Source organism: Streptomyces sp. NPDC001380 (assembly GCF_042895785.1).
In the GTDB taxonomy this organism is placed as follows: Bacteria; Actinomycetota; Actinomycetes; order Streptomycetales; family Streptomycetaceae; genus Peterkaempfera.
Window position 1 is genome coordinate 1 of record NZ_JBIAWP010000027.1, and the last position, 26,139, is coordinate 26,139.

The following is a 26,139-nucleotide window of genomic DNA, read 5'->3' on the forward strand; positions in this document are numbered from 1 at the left end:
ATGCGTCCGGCGGGGACGTCCAGGACGGCGGAGATCGCGGCGGGGGTGGTGAACGTCTGCATCATGCTCTCCTCGCGTGCTCTTCGTTTCCGATGTATGAAAAGCTACGTTGCGTTCGAGGATCGCGCAACACTTTCGTTGCGCAGGAAGTGCATCTATGCAGGTAAAGGATCGGTTTTCGTTGCAACGGCTGTGGATCTAACGCAATGACAGATGTCCGGGTCGTTGCATTGGAATGGGAATGAACGCTACACTGGCGCCGCCAGGGGGCCAGGGGGGGCACGAAAGGAGAGCGCGGTGCCGGGAGGCAGACTCACTCAGCAGGAACGTCAGCAGATCGCGCTGGGGCTGGCCGACGGCCTCGCCTACGCGGAGATCGCCCGACGCCTCGACCGTCCCACCTCGACGATCACGCGTGAGGTGATGCGCAACGGCGGCCCCACCGCCTACCGCGCCGACCTGGCCCATCGCGCCACCGAACGCCGCGCCCACCGGCGCAGGCACACCGCGCCCCGCGAGCAGGGGGCGCCGGCGCAGGGCCACGGGCGCGACAGCGAGGCCGTGCGCGAGTACGAGGAGACGTTCACGACCCTCTTCATGCAGCAGGGCTTGCCCAAGATGACGTCCCGGGTGCTGACCTGCCTCTTCACCACCGACGCGGGCAGCCTCACCGCGGCCGAACTCGTCCAGCGCCTCCAGGTCAGCCCCGCCTCCGTCTCCAAGGCGGTCGCGGCCCTCGAGGGCCTGGGCCTCGTCCGGCGGGAGCGCGACGAACGACGCCGCGAACGCTACGTCGTCGACGACGACGTCTGGTACCGGTCGACGATCGCCAGCGCCCGCGGCATCGCCCAGGTCGCCGAGACCGCGCGGCAGGGCGTCGGCGTCCTCGGCCCCGGCACCCCGGCCGCCGCCCGCCTGGAGAACATCGCCCGCTTCAGCGACTTCATCAGCGAGAGCATCCTCCGCGCCGCGGAGCAGGTCCGCGACGTCCTCCACACGAAGCCCGAAGCGGGGTCGGGCGCCACCGCCGAGCCGCGTCCGGACCGCGGGTAGGCGCCGGTCCCGGCGGTCGCGGCCCGGGGGGCCCGCGTCGGCCCCCGGCCTGGACCGGCCCCGTCGCGTGTCCGCCGGGCGGCCTCGTCCGTGCGGGGGCCGGTGCGGTCGGCGCGTTCTTCGCCGCGGCTCCGCGGCCGACCGGGCGGCGGCATCCGCCGGTGTGTCCCGGCGGCCTCGCCGCCCCGGTTCCTCCCCGGCCCCCGGGCGCGTGTCCCCGGCGCGTGTCCGCGGGTCCGGGCCCTGCGGACTCCGGGAGCGGGCGTCCGCCGCGCGGACACCGCCCCTCATGGGCACCGAGCGGCGCCCCCGGGGGGGCAGGGGGGAGCACACTGGGGGCATGTGCCGCAGCATCAGGACCCTCCGCCCGCCCGTCACCCCCGAGGTCGGCGACGACGACATCACGGCCGCCGCCCTGCAGTACGTCCGCAAGGTCTCCGGCTTCCGCAGCCCGGCCGCCCACAACCGCGAGGCCTTCGACCGGGCGGTGGCCGAGGTCGCGGAGGCGACCCGGCGCCTCCTCGGGGACCTGGAGGTGCGCGGCTCCGGCGCCTCCCGGACCGGGGGCGCCGCCGGCTCCTGACACGGGCCCGGACGGGACCGGACGGAGCCCGGTGGTGTCAGGCCGGCTGCCCGGCCCCGCGGGTGACCATGAGCAGTGCGTCCACCAGGTCCTCCGCCGCCGAACCGGTCGCCAGCCGCCGCAGCTGAAGCCCCGTCACCAGGGCCACCACCGCGCCCGCCGCCCGCTCCGCGTCCGGCACGCCCAGGGCGGACAGGATGGAGGCCGCCAGCCGGTCGTAGGCGGCGAAGCACTCCGCGGCGGCCTCCCGCAGCTGCGGGTCGCGCCCGGCCTGGATGTACAGCTCGAACGGCGCGATCCGCTCGCTGTCGAAGTCGATGCCGGCCGCCACCCGGCCCACCAGCGCGCCCGCCTCCTCCAGGGTGTCCACGCCGTCGCGCCGGTGGCCGTCGGCCAGGTCGGTGAACCGCTGCGTCTCCTCCCGCACGAACTGCAGCAGGCTCTCGCGCAGCAGGTCGTGCTGGGTGGCGAAGTGGTAGGTGAGGGAGCCCAGCGACACCCCGGCCTCGGCGGCGATCCGGCGGTTGGTGACCCCGGCGACGCCGTGCTCCCCGATGATCCGCAGCACGGCGTGGACGATGCGGTCGCGGGTGCCGCTCGGCTTGGACATGGGCTCATTCTCCCACTGCGGCGGCCTCCTCCCGCCGGGCCGCCGGCACGGAGCTCGCCGTGCCCGCGGACCCGTGCGGCCTGTCCTGTCCGCCCCGCCCGTCCTGTCCGTTCCGCCCGGTGTGCACCGGCGGCCGCCGCTCGTGCCACCGCCGGTCGGCCTCCAGCTGCGCCGCGAGCGAGACCAGCCGCGGCTCCCCGCAGTGCGGTCCGAGCAGCTGCGCGCCCACCGGCAGCCCGGCGGGGGTGAAGCCCGCGGGCACGCCGACGGCGGGCCAGCCCACGACGTTCCACGGCCAGGTGTACGGGCAGGCCGCGATCATCGCCCGGTCGGTCCGCGACCCCGACCAGCCCGCCATCGCGCCGATCGGCAGCGGCGGGACGGCCGTGGTGGGGGTGAGCACCACGTCGAAGCGGTCGAAGACCTGCGCGTAGCGGCGGCGCAGCGGCTCCTCGGCCGCCCGGGCCGCCCGCAGCGCCGGTCCCCGCAGCAGCCGTGCGCTGCGCAGGGCGCCGCGGGTCCGGGGGTCCAGCAGTTCCGGGTCGGGCACCCGCTCGCACCAGTCGGCGACCCCGACGATCCCGCGCGGCACGAAGGCCGGGCCCACCGGCCCGTACGGCAGGTCGAAGGGGGCGACGTCGTGGCCGAGCCGGGCCAACGCCCCGGCGAGCCGCACCACCGCGTCCCGCACGTGCGGGTCGAGCGGCGTGCGGAGGAAGGTGAACGGCGGCCGCAGCGAGAGCGCGATCCGCAGCCTGCCCGGGTCGCGGCCGGCGTGCGGCAGCAGCGGCAGCGCGTCGGGCCGGTGCCGGTCGCGCGGGTGGCTGCCCGCGGCGGCGTCCAGCAGCAGGGCCGCGTCCGCGACGGTGCGGGCCAGCGGGCCGAGGCCGGTGAGGCCGTGGAAGGACTCCGGCTCCGGCCAGGCGGAGATGCGGCCGCGCTGCGGCTTGATGCCGACGAGGTTCGTCCAGGCGGCCGGGATGCGGACCGAGCCGGCCCCGTCGGAGCCGAGCGCGGCGGGGACGACGCCGGCCGCGACGGCCGCGGCGGCGCCGCCGGAGGAGCCGCCGGGGGTGTGGCCGGTGCTCCACGGGTTGCGGGTCTCACCGAACGCGGGCCCCTCGGTGAAGGGCCACTGGCCGAGCTCGGGCGTGTTGGTCTTGCCGACCACCACCGCCCCCGCCTCCCGCAGCCGCCGCACGGCCTCCGCGTCGGCCTCCCGGACGGGGAACTCCCCGGCGCAGCCGAAGGCCGTGGGCTCGCCGGCCACGTCGGTGTCGTCCTTGACGGCGATCGGCACGCCGAGCAGCGGCAGCCGCTCCCCGGCGGCCAGCCGCCGGTCGGCGGCGTCGGCCTCCGCGAGGGCCGCCTCGGTGCGGACGCGGCGGAAGGCGTTGAGGACGGGCTGCGTGGCCTCGATCCTCCGCAGCGCCTCCTCGACCAGCAGGCGCGAGGAGGTGAGGCCGTCCGCGAGGGCGCGGGCCTGGGCGGCCAGGCCGTCGTGGGTGTCACCGGACATCGTGCGGACCCCCGTTCCGGGTACTGTTCGTTCGAACGAACAGTACCCGGAACGGGTCGGGCGCGCACCGGTGCCACGCCCTCCGCCGACGGTGCGTCAGCAGGATGCGCCGGGGTGCCTGCCCGTGCCCGGACGCCCGTCCGTGCCTGCCGGACCGTCCGTGCCTGCCGGCCCCGCTGCGTCCGCCGGATCCTCCGCCCCGGCGGACGGGAGCCCCGCTGCAGCTGTCCCGTCCGCGGGCGACCAGGACCAGCGGACCAGCGCCCGCTCGGCGGCGGCGAGGTGCACGGCGGCGGCCAGCCACGCGCGCGCGTACCGGTCCGGATCCGGGTCGGCCGGGCGGCCGAAGACGTCCCGGCCGCGGCGGCCGGCCTCGGACACCAGCGCCGCGGCCAGGCCGGCGGCGCCCGGGAAGCCCCCGCGGCGCAGCGCGGCCGCCTCCGGACCCGGCCCCGGACCCCGGCCCGCGTCCCGGCCCGCCTCGGCCGCAGCACGGCGGCCGCCGGCGACGGCCAGCTCCACCAGCCGGTGCACCCGCCACAGCGGGGAGTCGGCCAGCGGGTCCGGCCCGACCGGGTCCGGCGGGGGCGGCGGGCAGTCCGCGGCGGGGGGCAGGTGGACGCCCTGCAGCCGGTCGTAGCCGAGGTCCGCCCGCCCGAGCCACTCCCCGGGCAGGCGCAGCGTCGCGGCCGCCCCCGGTACGGGACCGGCCGCGAGCGGCCGCAGGGTGGCGGCCCGGTCGGGGTCGGGGCGGCCCACCACCCGGACGTGCAGGCCCGGACGCGAGCCGAGCAGACGCAGGTTGCCGGTGTGGGCCAGGTCGGGGTGGCGCGAGGCGGGCGCCAGCCGGACCGGCGTCCCGGTCGCGAGGTGGCGCGCCGTCAGGCTCCCTCCGGACACGCCGGTCACCACCAGGTCGCAGCCGACCAGCTCCTCGGGACCGCCGCCTCCGTCCTCCGCCGCGAGGCGGGCCGCCACCGCCTCCGCCGGAGGGCGCGCGAACAGCGCCGCGAGCGGTCCGGCCGACCAGGACACGCCGGGCACCGGGTGCGCCCGCACCGAGCGGCCGGCGCCCAGACGGCCGTCGGGCGACACGGTGGCGCCGGAGACCAGCAGTCCGCCGCGGGCCAGCCCCGCGTGGTCCAGGGCGGTGGAGAGAGCCACCGGAGCGGCCGCCGCCGCGCGCGCCCGGGACGGGCCGCCGGGCTTCACGTCGGCGACGGTGAACCGGCTGCCGTCCTCCGCCACCAGGTGCGTCACCACGCCGGCGTAGCCGGTGGCGCTGATCAGCGGCTCCCGGCAGAGGCCGAACACCCGCAGGGTCCCGCCCGGCCGGTAGTCGCGGCGGACGGCTCCCACCAGGGCCGGGTCCGGGTCGGCGGCCGCCAGCCTGCCCGCGGTGAGCAGCAGTTCGCGCAGGGCGGCCACCAGGTCGGCCGTCCGGTGCCCGTCGTGGCGGGCCCGTGCGGCCCGCACCCCGCGGACCGTGCGCAGCGCGGCCGCCTCCGCCCGCGGCAGGCCCGCCAGCCTGGCGGTGTGGGCGGCGCGCAGCAGTCCGGCCTGGAGCACGGCGCCCGCGGCGGGCGTACCGGCCGCGAGCACGGCTGCCCCCGCCGACCAGAGCGCCGCGGCCGCGGCCACCTGGGCCGGGTGCGGGGGCACGGGGGCGGGTGCCGTGCCGCCTGCCGCCGTGCCGCGTGCTGCCGTACCGCCTGCTGCCGCGCCGTGCGAGGCCGGGGCGGAGGCGGCGGCAGGGGTGATCCCCGACGGTGCGTCGACGGTCGGCGCCTCCGGGGGCGCGCCTGCGACGGGGCCGGCCGGGCGGGCCCGGGCCGTCCTCGCCGTCGGCGACCCCGCGCCCGCCGCGCCCCCGTCGGTGCCGTCACCCGCGTCCGTTCCGCCGTCCGTGCCGTCGCCCGCGTCCGTTTTACTGTCCGTGCCGTTGTCCGTGCGCGCGTCCCCGGGCGGGTCGTCCGGCTCTGCCGCGGTGTCGGGGACCGGGCAGGCGCCCAGCACCGCCGCACGGTGCAGACAGCGTGGTGCGAGCAGGCAGCTGCACTCCGCCGCCTCGGGGGAGGCCACCGCCCCGGACGGGCCGGGGCGCAGCACGACCACGGCGTCCTCGCCGAGGACCACGCGCACCGCGCCGTCCACGGCGGTCGTCGGGGCGTCCGGGACGCGTGCGGCGGCCGCGTCCAGCCGCCTGCGCAGGCGGGGGGTGAGCTGTTCCACCGCGTCCGCCACCACCTGCGGTGCCGCGGGCGGGAGGACGGGCGGTGCGGTCGGGGGAGTGGTCACCGGGCTTCTCCGCGGAGGCGGTCGCCCACCCAGCGGGCGAGGGCGAGCGGGCTGAGGGCGGCGACCGGCATCCCGGCCGCGACGAGCTGCTCGGCGACGGGCACCGAGTAGCGGGGGGTGCCTGTGTCGTCGAGGGCGGCGCAGCCCAGCAGGTGCACCCCGGAGGAGGTCAGCGCGCGGACCTCGGCGAGCAGGCCGCCCAGCGGCCCGCCCTCCTCGAAGTCGCTCACGACGACGACCAGGGTGCGGCCGGGCACGGTCACCAGGGACCGGGCGTGGGCGAGGCCGGTGGCGATGCTGGTGCCGCCGCCGACCCGTACCTCCAGCAGCAGCGAGAGGGGGTCCGCGACGTGTCCGGTCAGGTCGGCGACCCGGGTGGAGAAGGCGAGGAAGTGGGTGGAGAGCGTCGGCACGCCGCCCAGGACGGCGGCGGTCAGCGCCGACCAGACCACGGACGCCTCCATCGACCCGGACACGTCGACCACCAGGACCAGCCGCCAGTCGGCCTCCCGCCGGCCGCGGCCGGCGAAGACGGGCCGCTCGGGCACGACCAGGGTGCGGCCGTCGGCGAGCCGGCGGGTGCGGGACAGGTTCGCGCGCAGGGTGCGCGGCAGGTCGAGGCGGCCGCCGGGGCGGCGGGTCGGCCGGGCGGTGGCCGCGCCGGTGAGGGCGGGGCGCATCCGGGTGGCCAGCTCCCGCGCCAGCTCGTCCACCAGGCGGCGCACCAGCGGGCGCAGCCGGGAGAGCTGCTGCTCGGGCATGCCGCCGGCCAGGGAGAGGACCGAGGTCAGCAGGTCGACCGAGGGGCGCACGGACGCCGGGTCGAGTTCGGCGAGCACGTCGCCGCGCCCGCTGTCGGCGGCGCGGGCGAGCACCTCCTCGCGGACGTCGGCGCCGAACAGCGCCTCCAGTTCGGCGGCCCACTCCCGGGCCGTGGGGAAGGACGGCTCCGTGCCGCCGCCTGCACCGGGGCTCCCCGGCGTCCGGTCCAGGCCGCCTGCGCCCTCGCCGCGGCCCGTCCCGTACAGCTCGTCGAGGGCGTGCGCGTAGCGGCGGGCGCCCGCCGGCAGCCGCTCGGTCTCGCGGCCGAGCAGCAGGCGCCACCGGTCCGCGGGGGACAGGAGCCGGGAGGTGCCGGCGCCGCCGCTGCCGGGCGCCGCTGCGGCAGCGGGCCCGGTGCCGTTCCCGGTCCCGTTCCCGTTCCCGTTCCCGATGCCGTCCACGACGGTGTCCACGGCGATGCCGTCCGCGGCAGGGTTCGAAACGGCGGCAGGGTTCGAAACGGCGGCGGGGCGGGGGCCGCCCTTGGGGCGCTCCGGACCCGGTCCGCCGGAGGCGCCCGGGGCGCCGGAGGGCCCGGCGGCCCCGGGGGCGTCCTCCCGCGGGCGGAGCAGGGCGGCGAGCGCCGCCAGCGCGTCGAGGCCGGCCGCGTCGGCGGCCGCCCACCGGGCGAGCAGGTCCGGCGGGGCGCCGAGGGAGAGGTCCGGCCGGTCGCCGAGCCGCTCGGAGACCGTGCGCAGCAGCCGGTCGCGCCCGGCGGGCGGCAGCGCGTCGAACCCGCCGCGCAGTGCCGGGAGCCGGTCGGTGAACTCCCGGTCCGACAGGCCGTCGACCCGGTCCAGCAGCGGGTCCAGGGCGGCGGGGGAGGAGTCCAGCAGCGGACCGGCCGCGGCGAGCACGCCGCCGAGCAGCAGGGAGAGCCGCCTGCGGCCGTCGGGTCCGGTGGCGGCGTCCACCCAGGCCGCGGCGCGGACGCCGAGGGTGTCCGCGCCGTCCAGGTCGAGCAGCACCCGGACGGCCAGGGCCGCGCCCCGCACCAGGGGCGACCCGGTGCGGGCCAGGTCCGCCAGCGCGTCGTCCAGCCGCAGTCCGAGGCGGCGGTCCCCGGCCCGGACGGCGAGGGCGACGAGCGCCGCCGCGTCCTCCGGCCGGTCGCTGCCGGCCAGGCCGGGCAGCGAGCGCACGGCGGTCTCCAGCAGCACGCCGGCCAGGTCGGCCGCCTCCTCCCGCAGCCCCGGGGTGGTGCCGGCCAGGTGGCCGCGGTGCAGGGACTCCAGGAGGTCCAGCGCGTCGAGCAGCTCGGGCAGCGAGGCGGCGGCGGGCAGCACCTCGGCGGCCAGGGCGAGCCGGTCCGCGACCAGGGCCGGCAGGTCGCAGCGGGCGGCTGCGCGCAGCCCGTCCAGCAGCTGCGCGCAGGCGGGCCCGCCGTCGGCGGACTCCCGCCGGAAGGTGTCGCGCAGCGTGCCGGCCGCCGCCTGCTCCGCCGTCACGCCGCGGACACCCGCCAGGTCCAGCAGCGCCGGCACGGACGGCGTCCACGCCGCCCTCCAGCGGGTCGTCAGCGCGGCACCGTCGCCGGTGCCCGCCACCGCCAGCGGGGTGCCGTAGCCGGCCCCGCACACCCGCAGGCGCTGCAGGAGCGTCTCGCGCCGGGCGTCGAGGGCGGACCGGAGGGGGTCCAGGCGCAGTTCCCGCGACTCCGGCTCCTCGGGGCGGGGCAGCCGCAGCGCGGCCAGCTCCGCCTCCACGGAGGGACCGAGGCCGGACCGCGGCGTCCCCGGCGCGGTCCGGCCGCGCACGCTGCCGACCATGACCGTCTCCAGCGCCCGGGCAAGGGCCCGGCCGCGGCCCAGCGGCTCGCCCCGGCCCAGGACCGAGGCCACGGCCTCCAGCAGCTCGCCCCGGCCGGGTGCGGGCAGCCCGCGGAGGCGGGCCAGGTCGCCCGCCATGCGCAGGGCCTCCGCGGCCTCGCCGGTGCCGGCGGTGTGGCCGGCGGCGCGCAGCTCCCGGCACACGTCGGTGACGGCCCGTGCGGCGGCCTCGCGCACCCGCTCCGGGTCCCCGCCCGCGGCGAACACGGCCTGCTGCCAGCGCGGGTCCCGGATCCCGGCCGGGTAGCCGGACCTGGCGTCGAGCAGGTCGAAGGCGTACGGGACCAGTGAGGTGACGACCCCTCCGGGGTCCGGCGCGGCGGTGCCCGGCCGGGAGGCCGCACCGGTCCTGCCGCCCGTGCTGCTCCCGCCGCCCGTACCGGTCCGCGTCTCCCGGACCGCCCGCGGTCCGGTGCCGGCTGCGGACCCGGGGGCACCGCCGCCGTCCTTCGCGGCCGTCCCCGCCGTGTCGCCGCCGTCGCCGTCGGTCCCGCCCGCCCCGCCCTGCGGCCCGGAGGCCGCCCCGGCGAGCGCCGGGGCGTGGAAGGCCCCGACGACGGCGGCGACCCGGCGCCCCCCGTGCGCGGCTGCGGCGATCGTGCGGCGCATGTGGTCCTCGCGGGCCAGGTCGGCCGCGGGGACACCGCCCCGCTCCTCGGCGTCGCGGCGCAGCGCCCACCCGACGCCGAGGGCGGCGCGGCGGACGGCCCCGGGCGTGCTGCCGGGCGCGTGGACCTCGACGGCCCGGTCCCACAGGTCGTCGCCGTCCCGGCCGGTGCCGGCCGCGGCGAGCCCCTCCGCGAACGTCCGGCCCGCCGGGGCCGGGCGGGCCGGGGCCGTTCCGCTGACCGGACCGGCCCCGTCCCCGTCCCGGCCGCCGTCGCGGGACCAGGCCGGGTCGGCGAGCGGGAGGTCGCAGCAGACCGCCTCCACACCGTGCTCGCGCGCCCAGCGCAGCGCGGCCAGCTCGGGGGAGAAGTCCGCGAAGGGGTGGAAGGCGAGCCGTCCGCCGGCGTCCGCACCGGCCAGCGCCACGGGGGCGACCGTACCGGGGTCGGACAGGTGGGCCAGCCAGTCCCGGAAGTCGGCCGGCAGCTCGACGCAGAGCACGTCCGGGCGGGCCTCGTCCAGCAGCGCGGGGACCGCCGAGGCCAGGGCGGGGCTGTGGTGCCGCACCCCCAGCAGGTACGGGTGCGCCGACGCGGCGAGGGCGTCGACCGCGGCCCGGGGGCCGCCCCGCTCCCCGGTGTCCCCTTCCGCGGCGCCCCATTCCTCGGTGTTCCCTGCTGCGCCGCTCCCCTCCGGAGCGTTGCGCCCCTCGGCACCCCGGGCCGGACCGGCTTCCGGAGCCGCAGCGGCGGCCCCGGCGCCTGCTGCCGTCCCGGCCGTCCCGCCGTCCTCGGCCGGCCCGTCGTCCCCGGCAGCCCTGTCGTTCCCGCTCAACGCAGCGTCTCCCGCAGGTCCCAGAGCCGGCGCCACATCGCCGAGCCGTCCTCGGCGCGCCGCCGCACCGGCCCGTCCCAGTAGCCCAGCAGCCGTCCGTGGTCGGCCGGATCGTCCTTGCGGACCACGCCCAGCAGGTGGCCCGGGACCAGGTCGAGGACGTCCCCGGCGGGCAGGTACGCGGCCGCGACGCCCAGGGAGGCGGCGACCTGCACGGCCTCCGCGGTGGAGAGGACGGTGCCGGGCCGCTCCACGTCCCAGCCCTCGGCGGAGCGGCCGGCGCGCAGGTCGCGGAAGACGGTCACCAGCGCGTCCAGCACCGCGTCGTCCACGGCGAAGGCGGCGCCGGCCCGCTCCACGGCGGCGGCCGCCTGGCGCCGCACCAGGGCGGTCTCGGCCTCCGCGTCGGCGATGGGGTGCACCGTCTCGAAGTTGAAGCGCCGCTTCAGCGCGGCCGACATCTCCGAGACGCCCCGGTCGCGCAGGTTGGCGGTGGCGATGACGGTGAACCCGGGCGCGGCGGCGACCGTGCCGTCGGCCGTGTCCGCCAGCTCGGGCACGCTGACGCGCCGGTCGGACAGGACGGAGACCAGCGCGTCCTGCACCTCGGGCAGGCAGCGGGTGATCTCCTCCACCCGGACCACGCGCCCGCTGCGCATCGCGGTGAGCACGGGGGAGTCCACCAGCGCTCGCCGACTGGGGCCCTCGGCGAGCAGCAGGGCGTAGTTCCAGCCGTAGCGGAAGGCGTCCTCGGTGGTGCCGGCCGTGCCCTGGACGGTGAGCGCGCTCGTCCCCGAGACGGCGGCGGCGAGCAGTTCGGACAGCATGGACTTGGCGGTGCCGGGCTCGCCGACCAGCAGCAGCCCCCGCTCCCCGGCCAGCGTGACCACGCACCGTTCCACCAGGGCGCGCTCGCCGACGAACTTCGGGGCGACGGCCATCCGGGCGGGCAGCTCCGCGGTGCCGTCCCGGCCCGCGCGGCGGCCCCGGGGGAGCGTCAGCTGCTCACCGCCGCTGCCGCAGACGAAGGTGACGACGGCGCGCGGTGTCAGCGCCCAGCCGGGAGGGCGGGGGCCGTCGTCGCGGGCGGCGAGGAAGGCGAGCTCGGCGGCGTGCCGCTCCTCGGCGGGCAGGACCTGCCGGGCCGGTACGGCCGCGGACGGCGGCTGGTCGGTCAGGGTGGTCATCAGCGGTGTCCTCGTGTCTTCCGGGTCGTGCGGACGTGCGGACGTGCGGATCGGGGGCGCGTGCGCGGACGTGCGGGGCGGGGTGCGGACCGGGGCGCGTGCGCGGACGTGTACGGAGGCGCGCGGGGCCTGTGGGCGGGTCCCCGCACCGGCCGGCTGCCGCGCCCCGCCGCCCCCGCCGCCCCCGCCGCCCCCGGGCGGGGCGCGGCGGGGGCGGCGGCCCGTCAGCGGCGCCTGCCGCGGGCTGTCCTCAGCTCCTCGAAGCGGGGGCCGTCCCCGTCGAGGACCCGCTGCCAGGCCCTGCGGTACAGGGCGGCGGCGGGCTCCAGCGGGGTGACGGCGCCGGGCGGCCTGCCCTGCCCCTCCGCCAGGCCGAACATCGTGAGCTTCCACTGCTCCACCGGCAGCTGCGGCGTCCGCAGGACGGCCCACCCGCCCGGCAGGAAGAGCGACCGGCCCGCCCGGCTCCGGTCCGCCTCGACGACGAGCCCCGAGGCGGCCAGCTCCGCACGGGCCGCCTTGAGGCGGCGCGGCTTCCAGCCGGTCCAGCGCGCGGTGCTCCGGTCCGTGGGGTCCGGCATCGCGAGCAGCACCAGGTACAGCGCGGCGGCGTCCGCCCCCAGGCCGTGCGCGGCGGCGGCCTCGGCGACCAGGTCCGGCACCGAGCGGGTCGGGTCCTGCGGCCACCAGGTGCCGTCGGCGTCCCGCTCCCCGGCCGCCGGGTCGCCGGGGTCGGCGAGCAGCGCCGCGAAGCCGTCGGAGAGCGCGGTGCGCAGCGCCGCCTCGACGGGGAACGGCTCCTGCTCCGTGCCGCGCAGCGCCGCCAGGTACGGGTCGCCGCCGACGGCGTCCAGCAGGTCCGGGCGGACGGCCGGTGCGGGACGGTCGTCGCGGGTCGCCAGGACGACGGCGCCCCACCGTTCGAAGCCCGGGCCGGTCTCCGACGGCGCCCCGGCGGCCCTGCGGAACGCCGGGAGGGAGACGTACCGCCCCAGGTCCAGCAGCAGCCCCGGGTGGGCGAGCCGCTCGCGCAGCAGGCGGCCGACGGCGGGCAGCGCGGCCCGTGCCGGGTCGCCCACCGGGAGGCGGTGGGCGAGCCAGGCCGCGGCCGCCACCGTGTCCGCCAGCACGTGGGCCGTGAAGCCGCTGCCGTCGCCCGCGGGCACCGCCCGGTCGCCGCGTACCTCCCACCGCAGGTCCCGGGTGAGCCCCGGGTCGGCGGAGGGGTCCAGCAGCGCGGGCAGCACGACGCCCGCGTCCCGGAAGGGCCGCAGGGACCGGACGGCCTCGCCGACCAGCCACTCGGGCACGGCCGCCCGGCGGCCGACCCGCTCCGCCCACACGGCCGCCGCAGCGGCGGTGTCCGGACCGTCGCTCCACAGCCGCTCCGGGTCGGCGGGCAGCAGGGCGGCGAGCAGCTCGCGGCGCACGGACGGGGAGAGGCGCCGCAGACCGTCGCGGGCGACCGCGGCGTCCGACGCCCTCACCCCCAGTCCGGCGAGGGCCTCGGCGGGCAGGAAGCCGCGCTCCGGTCCCTCCATGCCGGGCATGCCGGCCAGGACCAGGCAGGCGGTGGTGCGGGTGACCCCCGTGAGCCGGGCGAACTCCTCGGCGGCCTCCGGCCGCCACGGTGCCGGGCCGCGGACAGCCGCTGCCTCCGCGGCGGCAGCGGTGCGCGCCGCACCGGCGGCGTCGGCCGCCGGCTCCACCGCCGCGCCGGTGTAGGGGTGCGGCAGGGCGAACCGCCCGGCCGGGTCGTGCAGCAGCGCCGTGAGGCGGCGGCCGGCCTGGCCGTGCGGCGCGTCGTCGACCACGGCGAGCAGCGCCCCGCCGCCCAGCGGCAGCAGGCCCGGCTGCTTCCCGTGCCCGTGCCGCCCGCCCGCCGCCGTCCACGCGGCCTCGTCCATCGTCATCGCGACCCCGCGCCAGCTCGCGGCGCCGTCGGCGGACAGCAGTCCCAGCCGTGCCAGTTCGGCGAGCAGCTCCCCGAGCACGGCCCGCTGCTCCGGCGGCGTGTGCGGCGCCGCGTACCGGTAGGCGAGGGCCGGGGCCGCCTCGGGCAGCAGCCACCAGGCGGCGCCGGCGACGGGCAGCTCCGCCCCCTCGGCCAGGTGCGAGGCGCCCGGCGCGGCCTCGCCGCCCTCCCGCAGGGCGCGCCCGATCCGCCGCATCTGCCGGAAGGCGCTGTCCTTCTCCGTCGCCCACCAGCCCGAGCGCAGGCCGGGGACGAGTCCGGCGGCCGCCTGCCGCACCAGGTCGTCCTCGGGGCCCGGCGGCAGTCCGTCGTCGTCGGCCGGGCTGCCGGGAGCCCCGGCGAGCCGGGCCGCGATCCGCTCCAGGGCGGCCTGCTGCTCCGCCGCGTGGCGTGCCACGCCGACGACGCCCGCGAGCAGCGCCTCGTGCGTGACCCCGGGAAGCAGCACCCGCACCCGCTCCAGGACCTCGGCCGCCGCCCTCCGCCGCTCCTCCTCGCCGACCGCGCCGGCCGCGCCGGAGGCCGCCACCGCCTCGAGCAGGGCGACGGCGGTGTCCCGCCCGACGCGGCGCAGCGCCGCGGAGCCCTCGGGGTCGCGGACGCGCAGGCAGTGCCAGGAGGAGAGCGGCGGCAGCTGCGCGGTCCCGGCGGCGAACGGGCCGGGGGAGCGGTGGGTGCCGGCCGACGCGGTGACGGAGCCGTCCGGGTCGACCAGGACGACGCCGTGCCCCTGGGCGACGACGGCCCGCGGCCGGTCGTCCCCGGGCAGGGTGAGTGCCAGGTCGGGGCAGCCGCCCTGCCCGGGGGCGGTGGTGACGGTCCGTCCGGCGAGGTCCTCGCCGCGGTGGCGGCCGTCGGGCAGCCGCACGGTTCGCCAGCCGAGCAGGCCGCCGACCGGCACGCCCGCCGGCCCGGCCGCGCCGTCCGCCGGCGCCGGACGCAGCCAGCCGCAGCCGGGCTGGGCCCGGCTGCCCTCCGGGGCGGAGCGCAGCGCGTCCGCGAGGAAGCCGGGCAGACCCGGCTGCCCGAGCCGTCCGCTCGCCGGGTCGTACGCGCGCCAGCCGGGCGTGTCCAGGTCCTGGTCCCACACCCAGTGCGAGGTGCCGTCGGTGACGACCCTGCGCCGCCCGGGGACGGCGGTGTCGCCGGCGTGCAGCACCCCGGCGCCGGTGGTGCGCCCGCCGCCGGGCAGCGGCAGCGTGAAGCCGCCGTCCCGCACCCCCCAGAAGCCGCCGGCGGCCTCCAGGTCGAGGACGCGGTCCGCCGAGCGGTGCCAGTAGCCGCGGGTGCGGCCTCCGTGCCGCCGGGAGGACCAGAAGACCAGCAGGTCGCCGTCGACCCAGTGGAAGCCGGGCTCGTTCCACGCCTCCCCCGCCGGTATGCGCAGGTCGTGGGTGAGGACGGTGCCGCCCGCGTCGATCACACGGACCTGCGCCGGGCCCGCCACGACCAGCTGCGGCCACGCGTCGGCGACGGTCGGGCCGCCCCGGTGCCCGGGCCGCACCAGCTCCGCGAGGGCCTCCTCCCAGGCGGACCAGCCCAGTTCGTCGAAGAGGCCGCCGCGCAGCGTCCGTGCCAGCCCGCCCGCCAGGTCGCCGCGGGCGGCCTCCGCCACCTCCTCGGCGGCGAGCAGCAGGGCCTCGCGGGGCATCCACGCCAGCCGCGCCAGCGCGCCGGGCAGGTCGGGCAGGCCGGCCGTCCGCGCCCGGCGGGCGGCGTCGGCAACCCAGGCGGCCAGCAGCGGGCGGCCGCCCGCGGCGGCGGCCAGCGCCCGGACCGTCCGCACGCCGGACGTGTCGCCGGAGAGGCGGTCGGCACCGCGGCGGAAGGCGTCGTGGAACCGCTTGTCGGCGGCCACCGCCGCCAGGTCCCGCCGCCCGTCGTGCCCGGCCCACCGCTCCAGGTGCAGCAGGGCGTTGTCGGCGGGGTCGGCCACCGGCACGTCCAGCGACAGCAGCAGGTCCAGCAGGTCCAGGTCGGCCCCGGGGCGCAGCGCCCCGCCGCCCGTGGCCGTCTCCTCCCGCAGCCGCGGCGCCGCGCGCTCCACCAGTCCGTACAGCGGCGGCAGCCGGCGCGGGGAGCCCCAGCGGGGGCCGCGCACGTCGAGGAACCGCTGCAGCCAGCCGGCCGCGCCGTCCGCGGGCGAGGGGCCGTCCGGGTCCTCGCCGGTGAGCCCGGCGGCGGCGCCGGACTCCTCCAGGACCTCCAGCCACGTCAGCAGCAGCTCCGGGTCGCCGTCCCGCGGCAGGACCTCCAGCAGGGTCCGGCGCACCGCCGGGTCGCGGCGGCCCGCGGCGGCGAGCGCCGCGCGGTGCGCCCGCCACCAGCCGACGGGCGCCCGCAGCACGGCGGGCAGTTCCAGCAGCTCCGCCAGGTACTCCTGCTCGGCGGCTTCCGCGTCCTCCCCGGCGGCGCGGGCCAGGCGCCGCAGGTCGGTCGCCATCTGCACGGACGGCGGCATGCCCCCGGCGCACCGCCGCACGCACAGCGCCCGGAACCGGCGCAGCGCCTCCCCGGCCGGGAGCCGCCCCGACAGCCCCTTCGCGTACCCGGAGAGGACCCGCACCGGCAGCGCCCCCGCCAGGGCGAACTCCAGGAGGACGTCCTCCAGCCGGTCCTCGTCCACCGCCAGGCCGTGCTCGGCCTCCGCCCGGCGCGCCGCACCGAACAGCTGCGCCGCGTACGCGGTGTTCTCCACCGCCAGGAAGGCCCGCGCGGCCTGCTCCAGGAAGGTGGGCAGGAAGTGCGGCAGCGACGCGGCCAGCCGCGCGCCGAGCCCCCGGTACGCCTCCATCGCGGCCTTCGGCGCGGAGCGGGCCTGCCGGGCGGCCCGCTCCATCCCGGGCACCAGGGCCAGCGCCTGCGCGCCGTCCTCCGGGTGGTGCGCCAGCACCCACTCGGGGAAGCCGAGCGCCTGCCGCAGCCCGAGCCCCACCACGGCCGGCTCGCCCGCCGGCTCCAGGCCGAGGAACCCGGCCGCGAGGTCCTCGGCCGCGCCCAGCTCCTGCGCGACCAGCCGGACCACCGTCCGCCCCTCCAGGGCGGGGTGCCGGTAGCCGCGCGCGGTCAGCGGGACGGCGCGCTCCCCGGCGCCGCCGGTGCCGGGCGGCAGCACCGCCCCGGCCCCCAGCAGCTCCGCGGCCTCCGTCCGCCGCCCGGTCCCCGTCTGCGTCGTCGTGCCGTTCACCGGCCGGCCCCTTCCTCGATCCTGCGGCCGGCGTACAGCGCGGCGCCCATCCTCATCCCCTCCGACCAGGCCACCGGCCCGACCTCCCGCAGCGGCAGCGACCGCCCGTCCGGCCCCTGCCAGCCCAGGCCGCCGGTCTCCGCCCCGTCCCCGTACGGCTCGCCGATCCACAGCGCCGCCTCGACGCCGCGGCCCCCGTCGCGGACCGAGCAGGTGGCGTACCCGCCGGAGACGCGGTAGCCGAGCGCGGTGGCCCGCGCCGCCAGCGCGAACCGCGAGGGGAACGACGCCCCGGCGAAGTCCCGCACCTCGGTGGCGCCCGCCGCGGGCTCCTCCCCGCGCCGCCAGGTGGCGCGGTGGATCTGCTCGACCCGCTGGACGACGCCCAGTTCGGCGGCGAACTCCCGCAGCTCCTCCAGGTCCTCCAGCAGCACCGGGTGCGGCAGCGTGACGGTCTCGGGGGAGAGCCGCACGGTCTCGCCGTCCAGGTTCACCACCCGCAGCCCGTCCGCCCCGCCGGCGTCCCTCAGGAAGCCCGCCTCCCCGGGGTCGTCGCCGACCACCACGAGGTCGCGCAGCGCCGACCGCCAGGCCTCGTCCTCCCACACCCGCGCCAGCAGGCCGGTCGGGACGGGCAGGGACGAGACCATCCACGCGTCCACCTGCCGCACGCAGGCGGCGGCGTGCCGGTCCAGCCACTCGGCGAGCCGGCGCAGCCGGTCCACCTCGGGATGGTCCCGCAGCGCCCGGGGCAGCGCCTTCAGCTGCCGCCCGGCCGTCCGGCCCTTCGTGGAACGGGCCGTCACCCGGCCCTCCACCAGGGCGACCTCGTAGCCGTCGCCCGCCGCCAGCCAACCCACCTGTTCCCCGCCTCCCGCCGTACGGACGCACGCAGGACCCCCGGGGGAGACCCCGGCTGCACGTGCGACGATGCGCTGAACGCTAGCGGCCGCCTCTGACAACGCACCCGGTCGACCCCTCGTCAGGACGCGCGGGACGACGACGGCGGGGGCGGCGTGCGTGCGGGGCCGCGACCGCCGGCTCCGGGGCACCGGGGCACCGGGCCGCCGGGCCGCCGGGCTCAGGCGCGGCGCGCGGCCCCGGCCCTCCGGCCCCGGGGCCGCGCGGCGGTGCGGGCCCCGGCCGGCCGGTCGGGCTCCCCGTCGTCCGGGCGGCGCGCAGCCTCACGGAGCGTCGGCGCGGAGACCCGGTCCAGGCGCGCCTCCAACCAGTCGACGACCTCCCCGGGGCGGTGCCCGGAGCCCTCGCGCAGCGCCCACCCGGTCGCCGCGCAGCGCCCACCCGGCCGCCTCGCGGACGAAGGACCGGTCGTCGCCGAGGAGCGGGTCCACGGTCGCGGAGAAGGCCGGGAACCACCGCGGGAACGTCTCCTGCCGCCGCAGCGGCAGCAGGAACGCCAGGACGCCGCCGCGCCGCACCCGCTGCCCCGGATCGGCGGCCCACCGCCGCACCCCGGCCTCCACGGCCGGCGCGCACAGCAGCAGGGGGCCGACGGTGAACGGCGCAGGCAGGTCCACGTGGGCCCAGGTGCCGCACTCCCGCAGCAGCCCCTCCAGCAGGGCCGTGCCGCCCGGCTCCGGCAGGCCTGCGCACCCCTCCGGCAGCAGCACCGCCGACCCGGGGGGGCGAACCCCTGGCCGGGGAGGCGGTGTCCTCGCCGCCGCGCCCTCGTTGACCACCGCGCGGGGCCGTCCCGCCCCGGGGCCCGGGACCCGAGACCCGGCCCCGGGGTGCCGGCCCCGCGCCGCGACCCCGTGGTCCGGCCCCGTGGTCCGGCCCCGCGCCGCGGCGCCCGGTCCTGCTGCCGCCGGGCCCCGCGCGGGGGGCGGCGACGCCCGGCGGCACCGGGGCCCCTGGGTCACCAGGGGTGGGGGGCGTAGTCCTTGAGGAAGCAGCCGTACAGGTCCTCGCCCTGCTCGCCCCGGACGACCGGGTCGTAGACGCGCGCCGCGCCGTCCACCAGGTCCAGCGGGGCGTGGAAGCCGGCGTCCGCGAGGCGCATCTTGTCCGGGTGCGGGCGCTCGTCGGTGATCCAGCCGGTGTCCACGCTCGTCATCAGGATGCCGTCGGTGAACATCTCCTCGGCGCTGGTGCGGGTCAGCATGTTGAGCGCGGCCTTGGCCATGTTGGTGTGCGGGTGCCCCGGGCCCTTGTAGCCGCGGCTGAACTGGCCCTCCATCGCCGACACGTTCACCACGTACGTCCGGCGGGCCGGTGACGCTGCGAGTGCGGCGCGCAGGCGGCTGACCAGCACGAACGGCGCGGTCACGTTGCAGAGCTGCACCTCCAGCAGCTCCAGCGGGTCCACCTCGTGCACCCGCTGGCTCCAGCTGTTGGCCGCGTCCAGGTCCGGCACCAGGCCGCCCGCGTCCACCGCGGTGCCCGCCTCGATGCGGGCGAGGGAGGCCGAACCGCTGGTCAGCGCGAGCGCGGTGATCGCCTCCGGGGTCAGGCCGCCCTGCTCCGGGCGCCGCGGACCGGGCAGCGCGGGGTGGCTGCCGGGGCCGAACCGGCCCAGCACCACCGACTCGGGCAGCTCGCCGGCCGGCAGCGGCGCGGACTCGGCGGCGATCAGCTCCTCGTACGCCCGAGGCGAGCGCCGCACCGTCTGCGCGGCGTTGTTGATCAGGATGTCCAGCGGGCCCTGGGCGCTCACCGAGTCGGCCAGGGCGACCACCTGTGCCGGGTCCCGGAGGTCGATGCCGACGATCCGCAGGCGGTGCAGCCACTCCGCGCTGTCCGGCATCGCCGTGAAACGGCGGATCGCGTCGTTGGGGAAGCGCGTGGTGATGGTGGTGTGGGCGCCGTCGCGCAGCAGCCGCAGCGCGATGTACATGCCGATCTTGGCGCGGCCGCCGGTCAGCAGCGCCCGGCGTCCGGTGAGGTCCGTCCGCGCGTCGCGGCGGGCGCGGTTCTCCGCCGCGCACGTCCGGCACAGCTGGTGGTAGAACGCGTCCACCTCCGTGTACCGCTGCTTGCATATGTAGCAGGAGCGGGGGCGCCGGAGCACGCCGGCGATCTCGCCGGCGGTGCTGCTGGTCAGCGGCAGGCCCTGCGTCTCGTCGTCGATGCGGCCGGCCGCGCCGGTCGCGGTCGCCTCGGTGACCGCGCGGTCGTGGTCGGTCTTGGCCGCCCGCCGCTCCTGGCGGCGGCGCTGCTTCACCAGCCGGTACAGGCCCGAGGTGGCCCGGCGGACCGCGACCGCGTCCGGGTGGTCGAGCGGCAGCCGGTCCAGCTCCTCCAGGACGCCGAGGCAGACGGCCATGCGCGCCGGGTCGATGCCCGGGACGTCCGTGTCCGGGGCGCCCGTGTCCGGGACGTCCGTGTCCGGGGCGCCCGCGGTTCCGGTGGCCGCCCCCGCGGGCACCGCGTCCGCTGCGCCGCCCCTGACCGCGCCGTCCCCGGGCAGGGTGCCCTCCGCCGGGGCGCCCCCGGTCGCGGACCTCGCCGGCGGCACCGTCGTGCCCAGGCCCTCCATGCTCGCCGTCATCCCCGGTGCCGCTTTCCTCGCTCGCCCGATCCTGCCGTTCTCCGCCGGAACTCTACGTACCGCCGCACCCCCCGCCAAACCGCGGCCGGGCGTCGCCGCCCGCCACCCCGATGCCGTGAGGTCGGTCACAGGGATCCGGATCCTCCACGAGGCGCCGTAGTGGACGGCCCGCGGCGGCATACGACCCCGTAACGGAGCGAAACGGACACGGGTCGGCGGGCGCCGGACCGGGCCCGCGGCCGCTCCCCGCCCTTCTCCCGCCGCCCGCTCCGCGCGGCACGCCTGACGCGGCGTCGGATCCGGCGCGGGGACGGACCCGGCGGGCCCCGCACGCCGCCCGGGGCCGCCGCAAGGCCCGGCCCGGCCTACGGACCCGGGTAGTACCGGACGGCTTTGCCGCCGCCCGGACGGCCTTCCCACAATGACCGGGCCCCGAGGGGCGCCGCACGCCGTACGCCGCACGCCGTACGCCGCACCACCGAACGAGGTCACCCATGACGAAGCACCGCAGGAGCAACCGCCGCCGCAACACGGCCATCGCCGTCCTCGCGGCGGTCGCGGTGGGCGCCCCCACGGTCGCGCTCGCCTGCGACACCGGGGGCGCGGACGGCCAGGGGGCCCCGCGGTACGACCGCGCCGCCCCCGCCGCCCCCGCCGCCCGCACCGCACCGGAGCGGGCCGGTGCCGGTCAGCAGCGGGCCGGGCAGCAGGGACGGCCGTGGGCCGGGCACCACCGGACCGGACACGAGGACGCCTGGCGCAGGCACGCCCGGCCCGGTCGGAGCGCCGCGCCGACCGCCGCGCCGAGCACGTCCGCCCCCGCCGCGTCCTCCGCCCCGGCCACCCCGGCCCCGGCGAAGCCCTCCGTGACCGCCACCCCAGCGCCCGCGAAGCCCTCCGCCCCGGCCACGGCCCCCGCGAAGCCCTCCGCCCCGGCCACGGCCCCCGCGAAGCCCTCCGACCCGGCCACCTCCGCCCCCGCCACGCCGACCGCCACCGCACCCTCCGGCCCCACCGCCCGCGTGGTCACCCTCGTCAACGCCGAGCGGAAGAAGGCCGGCTGCGCCCCGCTCGCGGTGAATGCCCGCCTCACCGCCGCCGCCCAGGCCCACAGCGAGGACATGGCGGCCCACCGCACCATGTCCCACACCGGTTCCGACGGCTCCTCCCCGGACCAGCGGATCACCCGCGCCGGGTACGCCTGGTCCTCGTACGGCGAGAACGTCGCCTACGGCTACGGCACCCCCGAGAGCGTCATGGCCGGCTGGATGTCCAGCCCCGGCCACAAGCGCAACATCCTGGACTGCTCCTTCAAGGAGATAGGCGTCGGCCTGGCCCAGCCCGGCGACTACTGGACCCAGGACTTCGGCTCCGCCCGCTGAGGCGGGCCTCCGCCGGTCCGAACTTCCGCCGGTCCGAACTTCCGCCGGTCCGAACTTCCGCCGGTCCGAACTTCCGCCGGTCCGGACCTCCGCCGGTCCGGACCTCCGGCCCGCCGGGGATCAGGACCGGCGGAGGTCCGGCACTCCTCCCGGGCTGCCGGGCCTGCCCTTGTCCGGCGTCCCACGGCACGGCCATGCTGGGCGTCATGGTCAAGGGCGTCGTGTTCGACTTCTCCGGCACGCTGTTCCGCATCGAGTCCACCGCCCGGTGGCTGAACGGCGTCCTCGAACGGACGGGGACCGTTCTCCCCGGCGCCGACGCCGAGGAGTGCGCCGCCCGGCTGGAGGGGCTCGGGGCGCTGCCCGGCGGGCCGCCGCCCCGCGAGGTGCCGCCCGCCCTCGCGCGGCTCTGGCGGGAGCGCGACCTGGGCGCCGGGCAGCACCGCGCGGCGTACACCGCCCTCACCCGGCTCGCCCCGCCGCCCGCACCCGCCCTGGCCGACGTGCTCTACGACCGCCACCGGGAGCCGGACGCGTGGCAGCCCTACCCGGACACCCTGCCCGTGCTGCGCGGGCTCGAGGGGCGCGGCGTCCCGGTCCCGGTGGTCAGCAACATCGGCTGGGACCCGCGGCCGGTCTTCCGCCACCACGGCGCGGACCCCTTCGTCGACGCCTACGTCCTCTCCTTCGAGCACGGCATGCAGAAGCCCTCACCGTCGATCTTCCGGCACGCCTGCGCCACGCTCGGCCTGGATCCCGCGGACGTCCTCATGGTCGGTGACGACCCCGTCGCGGACGCGGGGGCCGCCGAACTCGGCTGCCCCGTGCACCTGGTGGACCACCTCCCCGCCGACCGCCGCCCGGACGCCCTCCTCCCGGTGCTCGGCCTGGTCGGCTGACGCGTCAGTTCCCTTCTCCCGAACGGCGGTTCCTCCCTCCCCCCGGAGCGCCGGTCCCACCGGTCCGGCGGGCCGGGGCAGTTGTCGGTGGCGCGTGGGAGGCTGCGCCTGTCGCGATCTTGTGACAGGAATGGACGTGCGAACCGGACGCTCCTGGGCAATAGTCCTAGGACGGGCTCCGTTCGGGGTCCGTCCGCCGTCGTTGCCCACAGGGGAGTACGCCGCACCATGAACCTGCTGCTCGCCGGCCAGGCCCGCCACCGGGCCCGCCCCGGCTCCGCCCTGCCCGCCGGCGCACAGGACGTGCTGGCGGTCGTCGCCGACCCGCTGCGGCCGGTCCACCTCGTCGTCACCTCCGGCCGTGCCGGACGGCGCAGCTTCGTGTCCTGGCAGCCCTGGGACGCGCGGACGGGCACCGGCAACCATTACACGGCGCTCCCCGCCGCCGTCTGCGACGCCCTGCTGGACGCGGGGCTGATCACGGTCGGCCCGGCGGTGCAGGACCCGCGGCGCGAGGTGCGGGTCGTCGGGATCACCGAGGCCGGACGCCGCACCCGCCGCCCCGCCGCGTACGCGGCCTGACCCGCCGTCCGGGCAGCCCGGCCCGCCGTCCACGCGTCCCAGGCGTCCCAGGCGTCCCGGGCGTCCCGGGCGTCCCGGGCGTCCCGGGCGTCCCGGGCGTCCCGGGCGGCCTGGGCCGCCGCTCCGCGGGCGCCGGCCGCAGGAGCTGCGTCACCCGTGCACCGTCAGGGAGTGCACCAGCCAGTCCATCCGGCCCACCCCCGGCGCCGGCCCCTCGTGGTACTGCGGCCGCGGTGCGGGCGGCGAGGGCGCATACACCGACAGGTTGACGATCAGCCACGCCCGCCAGTCGGGCCCCACGCCCACCCCGTCCGAGAAGACCTGCCGCCCGCCGACCCGCCACACCACGCTCTCCTCGCCGAACGACGTCTCGACGTCGATCCAGCGCCCGGGCCGCACCGCCGCCGCGTCCTCGTGGTAGTGGGACGACCCCTCGCCGCGGTGGTTGGTCAGCTCCAGGACCGCGGGCCGGTCCGGGTGGTACTCGAAGACGTCCGCCTCGCCCTGCGGGCCGTCGTCGACGCCCCACGTCCACACCGCGGGCCAGGCCCCCCGCTGCTCCGGCAGCTGGAAGCGGACCCGCAGCACGTGGCCGGGCCGCAGCCGGAAGGGGCGCGAGGCACCCGCCGTGGTGAGCAGGTCGGTGTCCCAGCCCGTGCCGTCGGCACGGCGGACCGCCTCGAAGAGGCCGCCCCGCCGCGGCCAGGACGTCCGCAGCCGGTCCAGCTTGTGGTCGCCGAGGTTGCCGCCCGCACCCTGGTCCGGGTAGGCCCAGGTCCGGCCCGCGACCCACTGCCCCCGGTCGTCGAAGTCGGCGGTGAAGAGGGTGCGCGCCGCGGCCGCGCCCCCGCCCCCGCCGTTCCCGCCCCCGCCGTCCCTTCCCCCTGCGCTCCCTGCGTGCACGGCACCTCCCCGTAGCGGTCACCGCTGGTCACGGCTCCCGACGCTACGGCCCGCGACGGCGCCGTGGACGCCGTGCACGGCCCAAACCGCCCGCCGGGGTGATCAAGGGGTCCGGGGGTCTCTCCGCGCCGTGCCGTGCGGCCTGCGCGTCCGCCGGCCGGACCGTTCCGCCCTGTTCCGCCCCGTTCCGGCCCCTCCGACCCCGGCCGCCTTGCCTCCGCCGCGCCGCGGGGTCATGATCGAAAGGGGCCGTCCGGTCCGGCGCCGGGTGCGGAAGCGAGGTGCGGCAGTGAGCGAGAACACGATGGGTGACGAGGTCTACCAGCCCCAGGGTGACGACGTGGTCGAGGACGCCGGCCCGCTGGACTTCGAGGACACCCTGGACGACCGGGGGATCGCCCAGGTCCTGGACGAGGGGTACTCGCCGCCCGAGCGCCCCCTCGCCGTCGACGAGTGGGGCACCACCGCCGACGAGCAGCACCGGGGCGAGGGCCTCGACCGGCGGCTCGCCCGGGAGCTTCCCGACCTCGCCGTCCAGGACGGCGACGGTATCGGCGACACCGTCGGCACCGACGGCGAGCTGCTCGACGACGAGGTCGGCGACCGGCGCGCGGGCCGTCTCCTGGCACCGGACGAGGGCGCGCACGCCGACACCGAGTCCGAGCTGTTCGCCAGCGACGTGGGCATCGACGGGGCCGCCGCGTCGGCGGAGGAGGCGGCCGTCCACATCGTCCCCGAGGAGCAGTGACCGGCCGGGTGCCGTGACCGGGGCCCCGGACCGGCCCGGCCGGCGGCCCGACCGCGGCCTGCGGCGGTCAGTCCGCCGGGCAGCGCTCCGCCACCCGCGCCAGGTGCCCCTCGAACACCTCCCGGGCCGCCGGGGTGAGGCTGCGCAGCGCCACCAGCGCGGCGACGACGACGTCGCACAGTTCGCGCTGCACGTCGTCCCAGGTGTGGCTCGCCCCCTTGCGGGGATTCTGCCCGGTCGCGCCGATGACGGCCTCGGCGACCTCGCCCACCTCCTCGGTCAGCTTCATCAGCCGCAGCAGCCGCTCGCTCTCGGACGGGGTCCGGCCCGCCCCGTCCAGCCAGGCGACGAGACGGTCGACGGTCTGCCAGGTGTCGTGCTCCACGGGTGGGCCGCTCCTCGGGGTTCGTGGTCCGGGCCGGCAACTCCGGACCCGCGGTGCGGCTCCGTCCGGCCGGAGGGGTCCGCCGGTGACGACGGCCGCCCGTCCAGCATGCCGGTGCGCCCCCGGGACCGTCCCGCGGTTCCGCCTCCCCGCCCGTGCCTCCCTGCTCGTGCCTCCCGTGCCGCCGCCCGCCGTGCCCCGCCGCCGGGTGCCACGTAGCGTGACGGATGGAGCGCCGCCACCCGAAGGAGAAGCCGGTGCAGACCGCAGTCGCCGTGCTGTTCGCCCTGCTGGCCGCCGCCAGCAACGCCCTGGCCACCGCCCTGCAGCGGTACGCGGCGCGCACCGTCCCGCTCTCCCGGGGCTTCCGCCCGGCGCTCCTGGTCGAACTGCTGCACCGGCCCGTGTGGTTCGGCGGGTTCGCCGCCGTGGTCGCGGCCGCCTGCTTCCAGGCGCTCGCGCTGCTGAACGGAGAGCTCTCCCTGGTGCAGCCCCTCTTCGTGCTGGAGCTGCCGTTCGCCCTGCTGATCGGCGGCCTCGTCCTGGGACGGCGGCTGCCGCGACCGGGGTGGGCGGCGGTCGCCTGCATCGTCGCCGGGCTCGGGACCGCGCTCTGGGCGGCGTCGCCCACCCCGGGGGTGCAGCGGCCCGAGACGTTCCGCTGGGTGCTGGTCCTGGCCGGCTGCGCCGCCGCCGTCGCCGTGCTCGCCGGCACCGCGGTCCGCCGCCCGGCCGGCGCCCTGCGGGCGGCGTGCTTCGGTGCGGCGGCCGCGATCGGCTACGCGCTCACCGCCGCCCTCATGAAGGACGCGACGCACACGTGGGCCGCCGGCGGCCCCGGCGCGTTCTTCACGGCCTGGCAGACCTACGGCTTCGCCGCGGCGGGTGTCGGCGCCCTCTTCCTGCTGCAGAACGCCATGCAGTCCGGGCCGCTGGCCGCCTCCCAGCCCGCGCTCACCCTGGGGGACGCCCTGGTGAGCCTCTCCCTGGGCGTGGCGCTCTTCGAGGAGGAGCTGCGGGACGGCTGGTGGCTGCTGCCCCAGGTGCTCGGCGCCCTGCTGGTGTTCTGCGGGGCGGTGGGCCTCTCCCGGGTGCCGCTCACCAGGACGCTGGTCGCCCCCGACTCCGACCGGCCGGCCTCCGTCGGGCAGAGCCGCTCCGACGGGCCGGACAGGGCGGACGGGCCGGACTGACGTTGCGCCGCCCCGGGCCGTCACCGCCCC

At 79.0% G+C, this 26,139-nt stretch carries 19 protein-coding genes; 8 read left to right on the forward strand and 11 right to left on the reverse strand.

All coding sequences use genetic code 11. The features are described from left to right. From ACFY07_RS25260 to ACFY07_RS25270, 3 genes are all read left to right on the forward strand, one after another. Positions 1–210, forward strand: a 210-nt coding sequence (locus tag ACFY07_RS25260; protein ID WP_390871846.1) for a hypothetical protein, incomplete at its 5' end; no start/stop codon positions are given. Positions 211–297: 87 nt separating this feature from the next. After that, a complete protein-coding gene (locus tag ACFY07_RS25265) occupies positions 298–1,053 on the forward strand; it encodes a helix-turn-helix domain-containing protein (protein WP_390871847.1) in 756 nt (251 codons plus the stop codon). Between the two features lie 340 nt (positions 1,054–1,393). Continuing rightward, positions 1,394–1,636 (forward strand): DUF2277 domain-containing protein, encoded by a 243-nt coding sequence (locus ACFY07_RS25270; RefSeq protein ID WP_230748269.1) that lies wholly within the window; start codon positions 1,394–1,396, stop codon positions 1,634–1,636. 37 nt (positions 1,637–1,673) lie between these two features. Here ACFY07_RS25270 and ACFY07_RS25275 read toward each other — a convergent pair whose 3' ends face one another. The 9 genes from ACFY07_RS25275 to ACFY07_RS25315 form a co-directional block, all read right to left on the reverse strand. Then, the gene (locus ACFY07_RS25275) at positions 1,674–2,246 is read right to left on the reverse strand and encodes a TetR/AcrR family transcriptional regulator (protein WP_390871848.1); all 573 of its coding nucleotides are present in this window, start codon (positions 2,244–2,246) and stop codon (positions 1,674–1,676) included. A 4-nt stretch (positions 2,247–2,250) separates the two neighbouring features. Next, complete coding sequence (locus ACFY07_RS25280) at positions 2,251–3,765, reverse strand: amidase (RefSeq protein WP_390871849.1); 1,515 nt, start codon at positions 3,763–3,765, stop codon at positions 2,251–2,253. Between the two features lie 96 nt (positions 3,766–3,861). Continuing rightward, positions 3,862–6,063 (reverse strand): hypothetical protein, encoded by a 2,202-nt coding sequence (locus ACFY07_RS25285; protein WP_390871850.1) that lies wholly within the window; start codon positions 6,061–6,063, stop codon positions 3,862–3,864. Next, positions 6,060–9,899, reverse strand: a complete 3,840-nt coding sequence (locus tag ACFY07_RS25290) for a DUF5682 family protein (protein ID WP_390871893.1) — start codon at positions 9,897–9,899, stop codon at positions 6,060–6,062. The genes ACFY07_RS25285 and ACFY07_RS25290 overlap by 4 nt, the downstream gene beginning before the upstream one ends. A 254-nt stretch (positions 9,900–10,153) precedes the next feature. Next, positions 10,154–11,344, reverse strand: coding sequence for an AAA family ATPase (locus tag ACFY07_RS25295; protein ID WP_390871851.1), 1,191 nt, complete (start codon positions 11,342–11,344; stop codon positions 10,154–10,156). 224 nt (positions 11,345–11,568) lie between these two features. Continuing rightward, positions 11,569–16,506 carry a DNA-binding protein gene (locus ACFY07_RS25300; protein WP_390871852.1) on the reverse strand — a complete coding sequence of 1,646 codons (4,938 nt, stop codon included), beginning with the start codon at positions 16,504–16,506 and terminating at the stop codon, positions 11,569–11,571. Beyond that, positions 16,503–17,366, reverse strand: a complete 864-nt coding sequence (locus tag ACFY07_RS25305) for a DUF4132 domain-containing protein (RefSeq protein ID WP_390871853.1) — start codon at positions 17,364–17,366, stop codon at positions 16,503–16,505. The genes ACFY07_RS25300 and ACFY07_RS25305 overlap by 4 nt, the downstream gene beginning before the upstream one ends. 324 nt (positions 17,367–17,690) lie before the next feature. Further along, positions 17,691–18,137 (reverse strand): DNA alkylation repair protein, encoded by a 447-nt coding sequence (locus tag ACFY07_RS25310; RefSeq protein ID WP_390871854.1) that lies wholly within the window; start codon positions 18,135–18,137, stop codon positions 17,691–17,693. Between the two features lie 248 nt (positions 18,138–18,385). Continuing rightward, positions 18,386–19,792: an SDR family oxidoreductase gene (locus ACFY07_RS25315; protein ID WP_230746078.1), complete on the reverse strand. Its 1,407-nt coding sequence runs from the start codon at positions 19,790–19,792 to the stop codon at positions 18,386–18,388. A 719-nt stretch (positions 19,793–20,511) separates the two neighbouring features. On the opposite strand from ACFY07_RS25315, the gene ACFY07_RS25320 reads away from it, so the two are divergent. The 3 genes from ACFY07_RS25320 to ACFY07_RS25330 all read left to right on the forward strand — a co-directional run bounded on the left by ACFY07_RS25320 (position 20,512) and on the right by ACFY07_RS25330 (position 22,880). After that, a complete protein-coding gene (locus ACFY07_RS25320) occupies positions 20,512–21,399 on the forward strand; it encodes a CAP domain-containing protein (RefSeq protein ID WP_390871855.1) in 888 nt (295 codons plus the stop codon). 194 nt (positions 21,400–21,593) lie between these two features. Then, on the forward strand, positions 21,594–22,298 hold the full coding sequence (locus ACFY07_RS25325; RefSeq protein ID WP_390871856.1) for an HAD family hydrolase: 705 nt from the start codon (positions 21,594–21,596) through the stop codon (positions 22,296–22,298). 228 nt (positions 22,299–22,526) lie between these two features. After that, positions 22,527–22,880, forward strand: coding sequence for a hypothetical protein (locus ACFY07_RS25330; RefSeq protein ID WP_230745807.1), 354 nt, complete (start codon positions 22,527–22,529; stop codon positions 22,878–22,880). A 150-nt stretch (positions 22,881–23,030) separates the two neighbouring features. On the opposite strand, the gene ACFY07_RS25335 is transcribed toward ACFY07_RS25330, so the two are convergent. Next, positions 23,031–23,783, reverse strand: a complete 753-nt coding sequence (locus ACFY07_RS25335) for a beta-glucanase (RefSeq protein ID WP_390871857.1) — start codon at positions 23,781–23,783, stop codon at positions 23,031–23,033. Between the two features lie 304 nt (positions 23,784–24,087). Between ACFY07_RS25335 and ACFY07_RS25340 the strand changes: the two genes are divergently transcribed. Then, entirely contained in the window at positions 24,088–24,531 is a 444-nt protein-coding gene (locus ACFY07_RS25340; RefSeq protein WP_230746080.1) for a DUF5709 domain-containing protein, read from the forward strand. A gap of 67 nt (positions 24,532–24,598) precedes the next feature. Here ACFY07_RS25340 and ACFY07_RS25345 read toward each other — a convergent pair whose 3' ends face one another. Further along, positions 24,599–24,916, reverse strand: a complete 318-nt coding sequence (locus tag ACFY07_RS25345; protein ID WP_390871858.1) for a MazG-like family protein — start codon at positions 24,914–24,916, stop codon at positions 24,599–24,601. A 257-nt stretch (positions 24,917–25,173) separates the two neighbouring features. Here ACFY07_RS25345 and ACFY07_RS25350 point away from each other — a divergent pair, with 257 nt between their 5' ends. Beyond that, positions 25,174–26,109, forward strand: a complete 936-nt coding sequence (locus tag ACFY07_RS25350; protein ID WP_390871859.1) for a DMT family transporter — start codon at positions 25,174–25,176, stop codon at positions 26,107–26,109. Positions 26,110–26,139 lie beyond the last annotated feature (30 nt).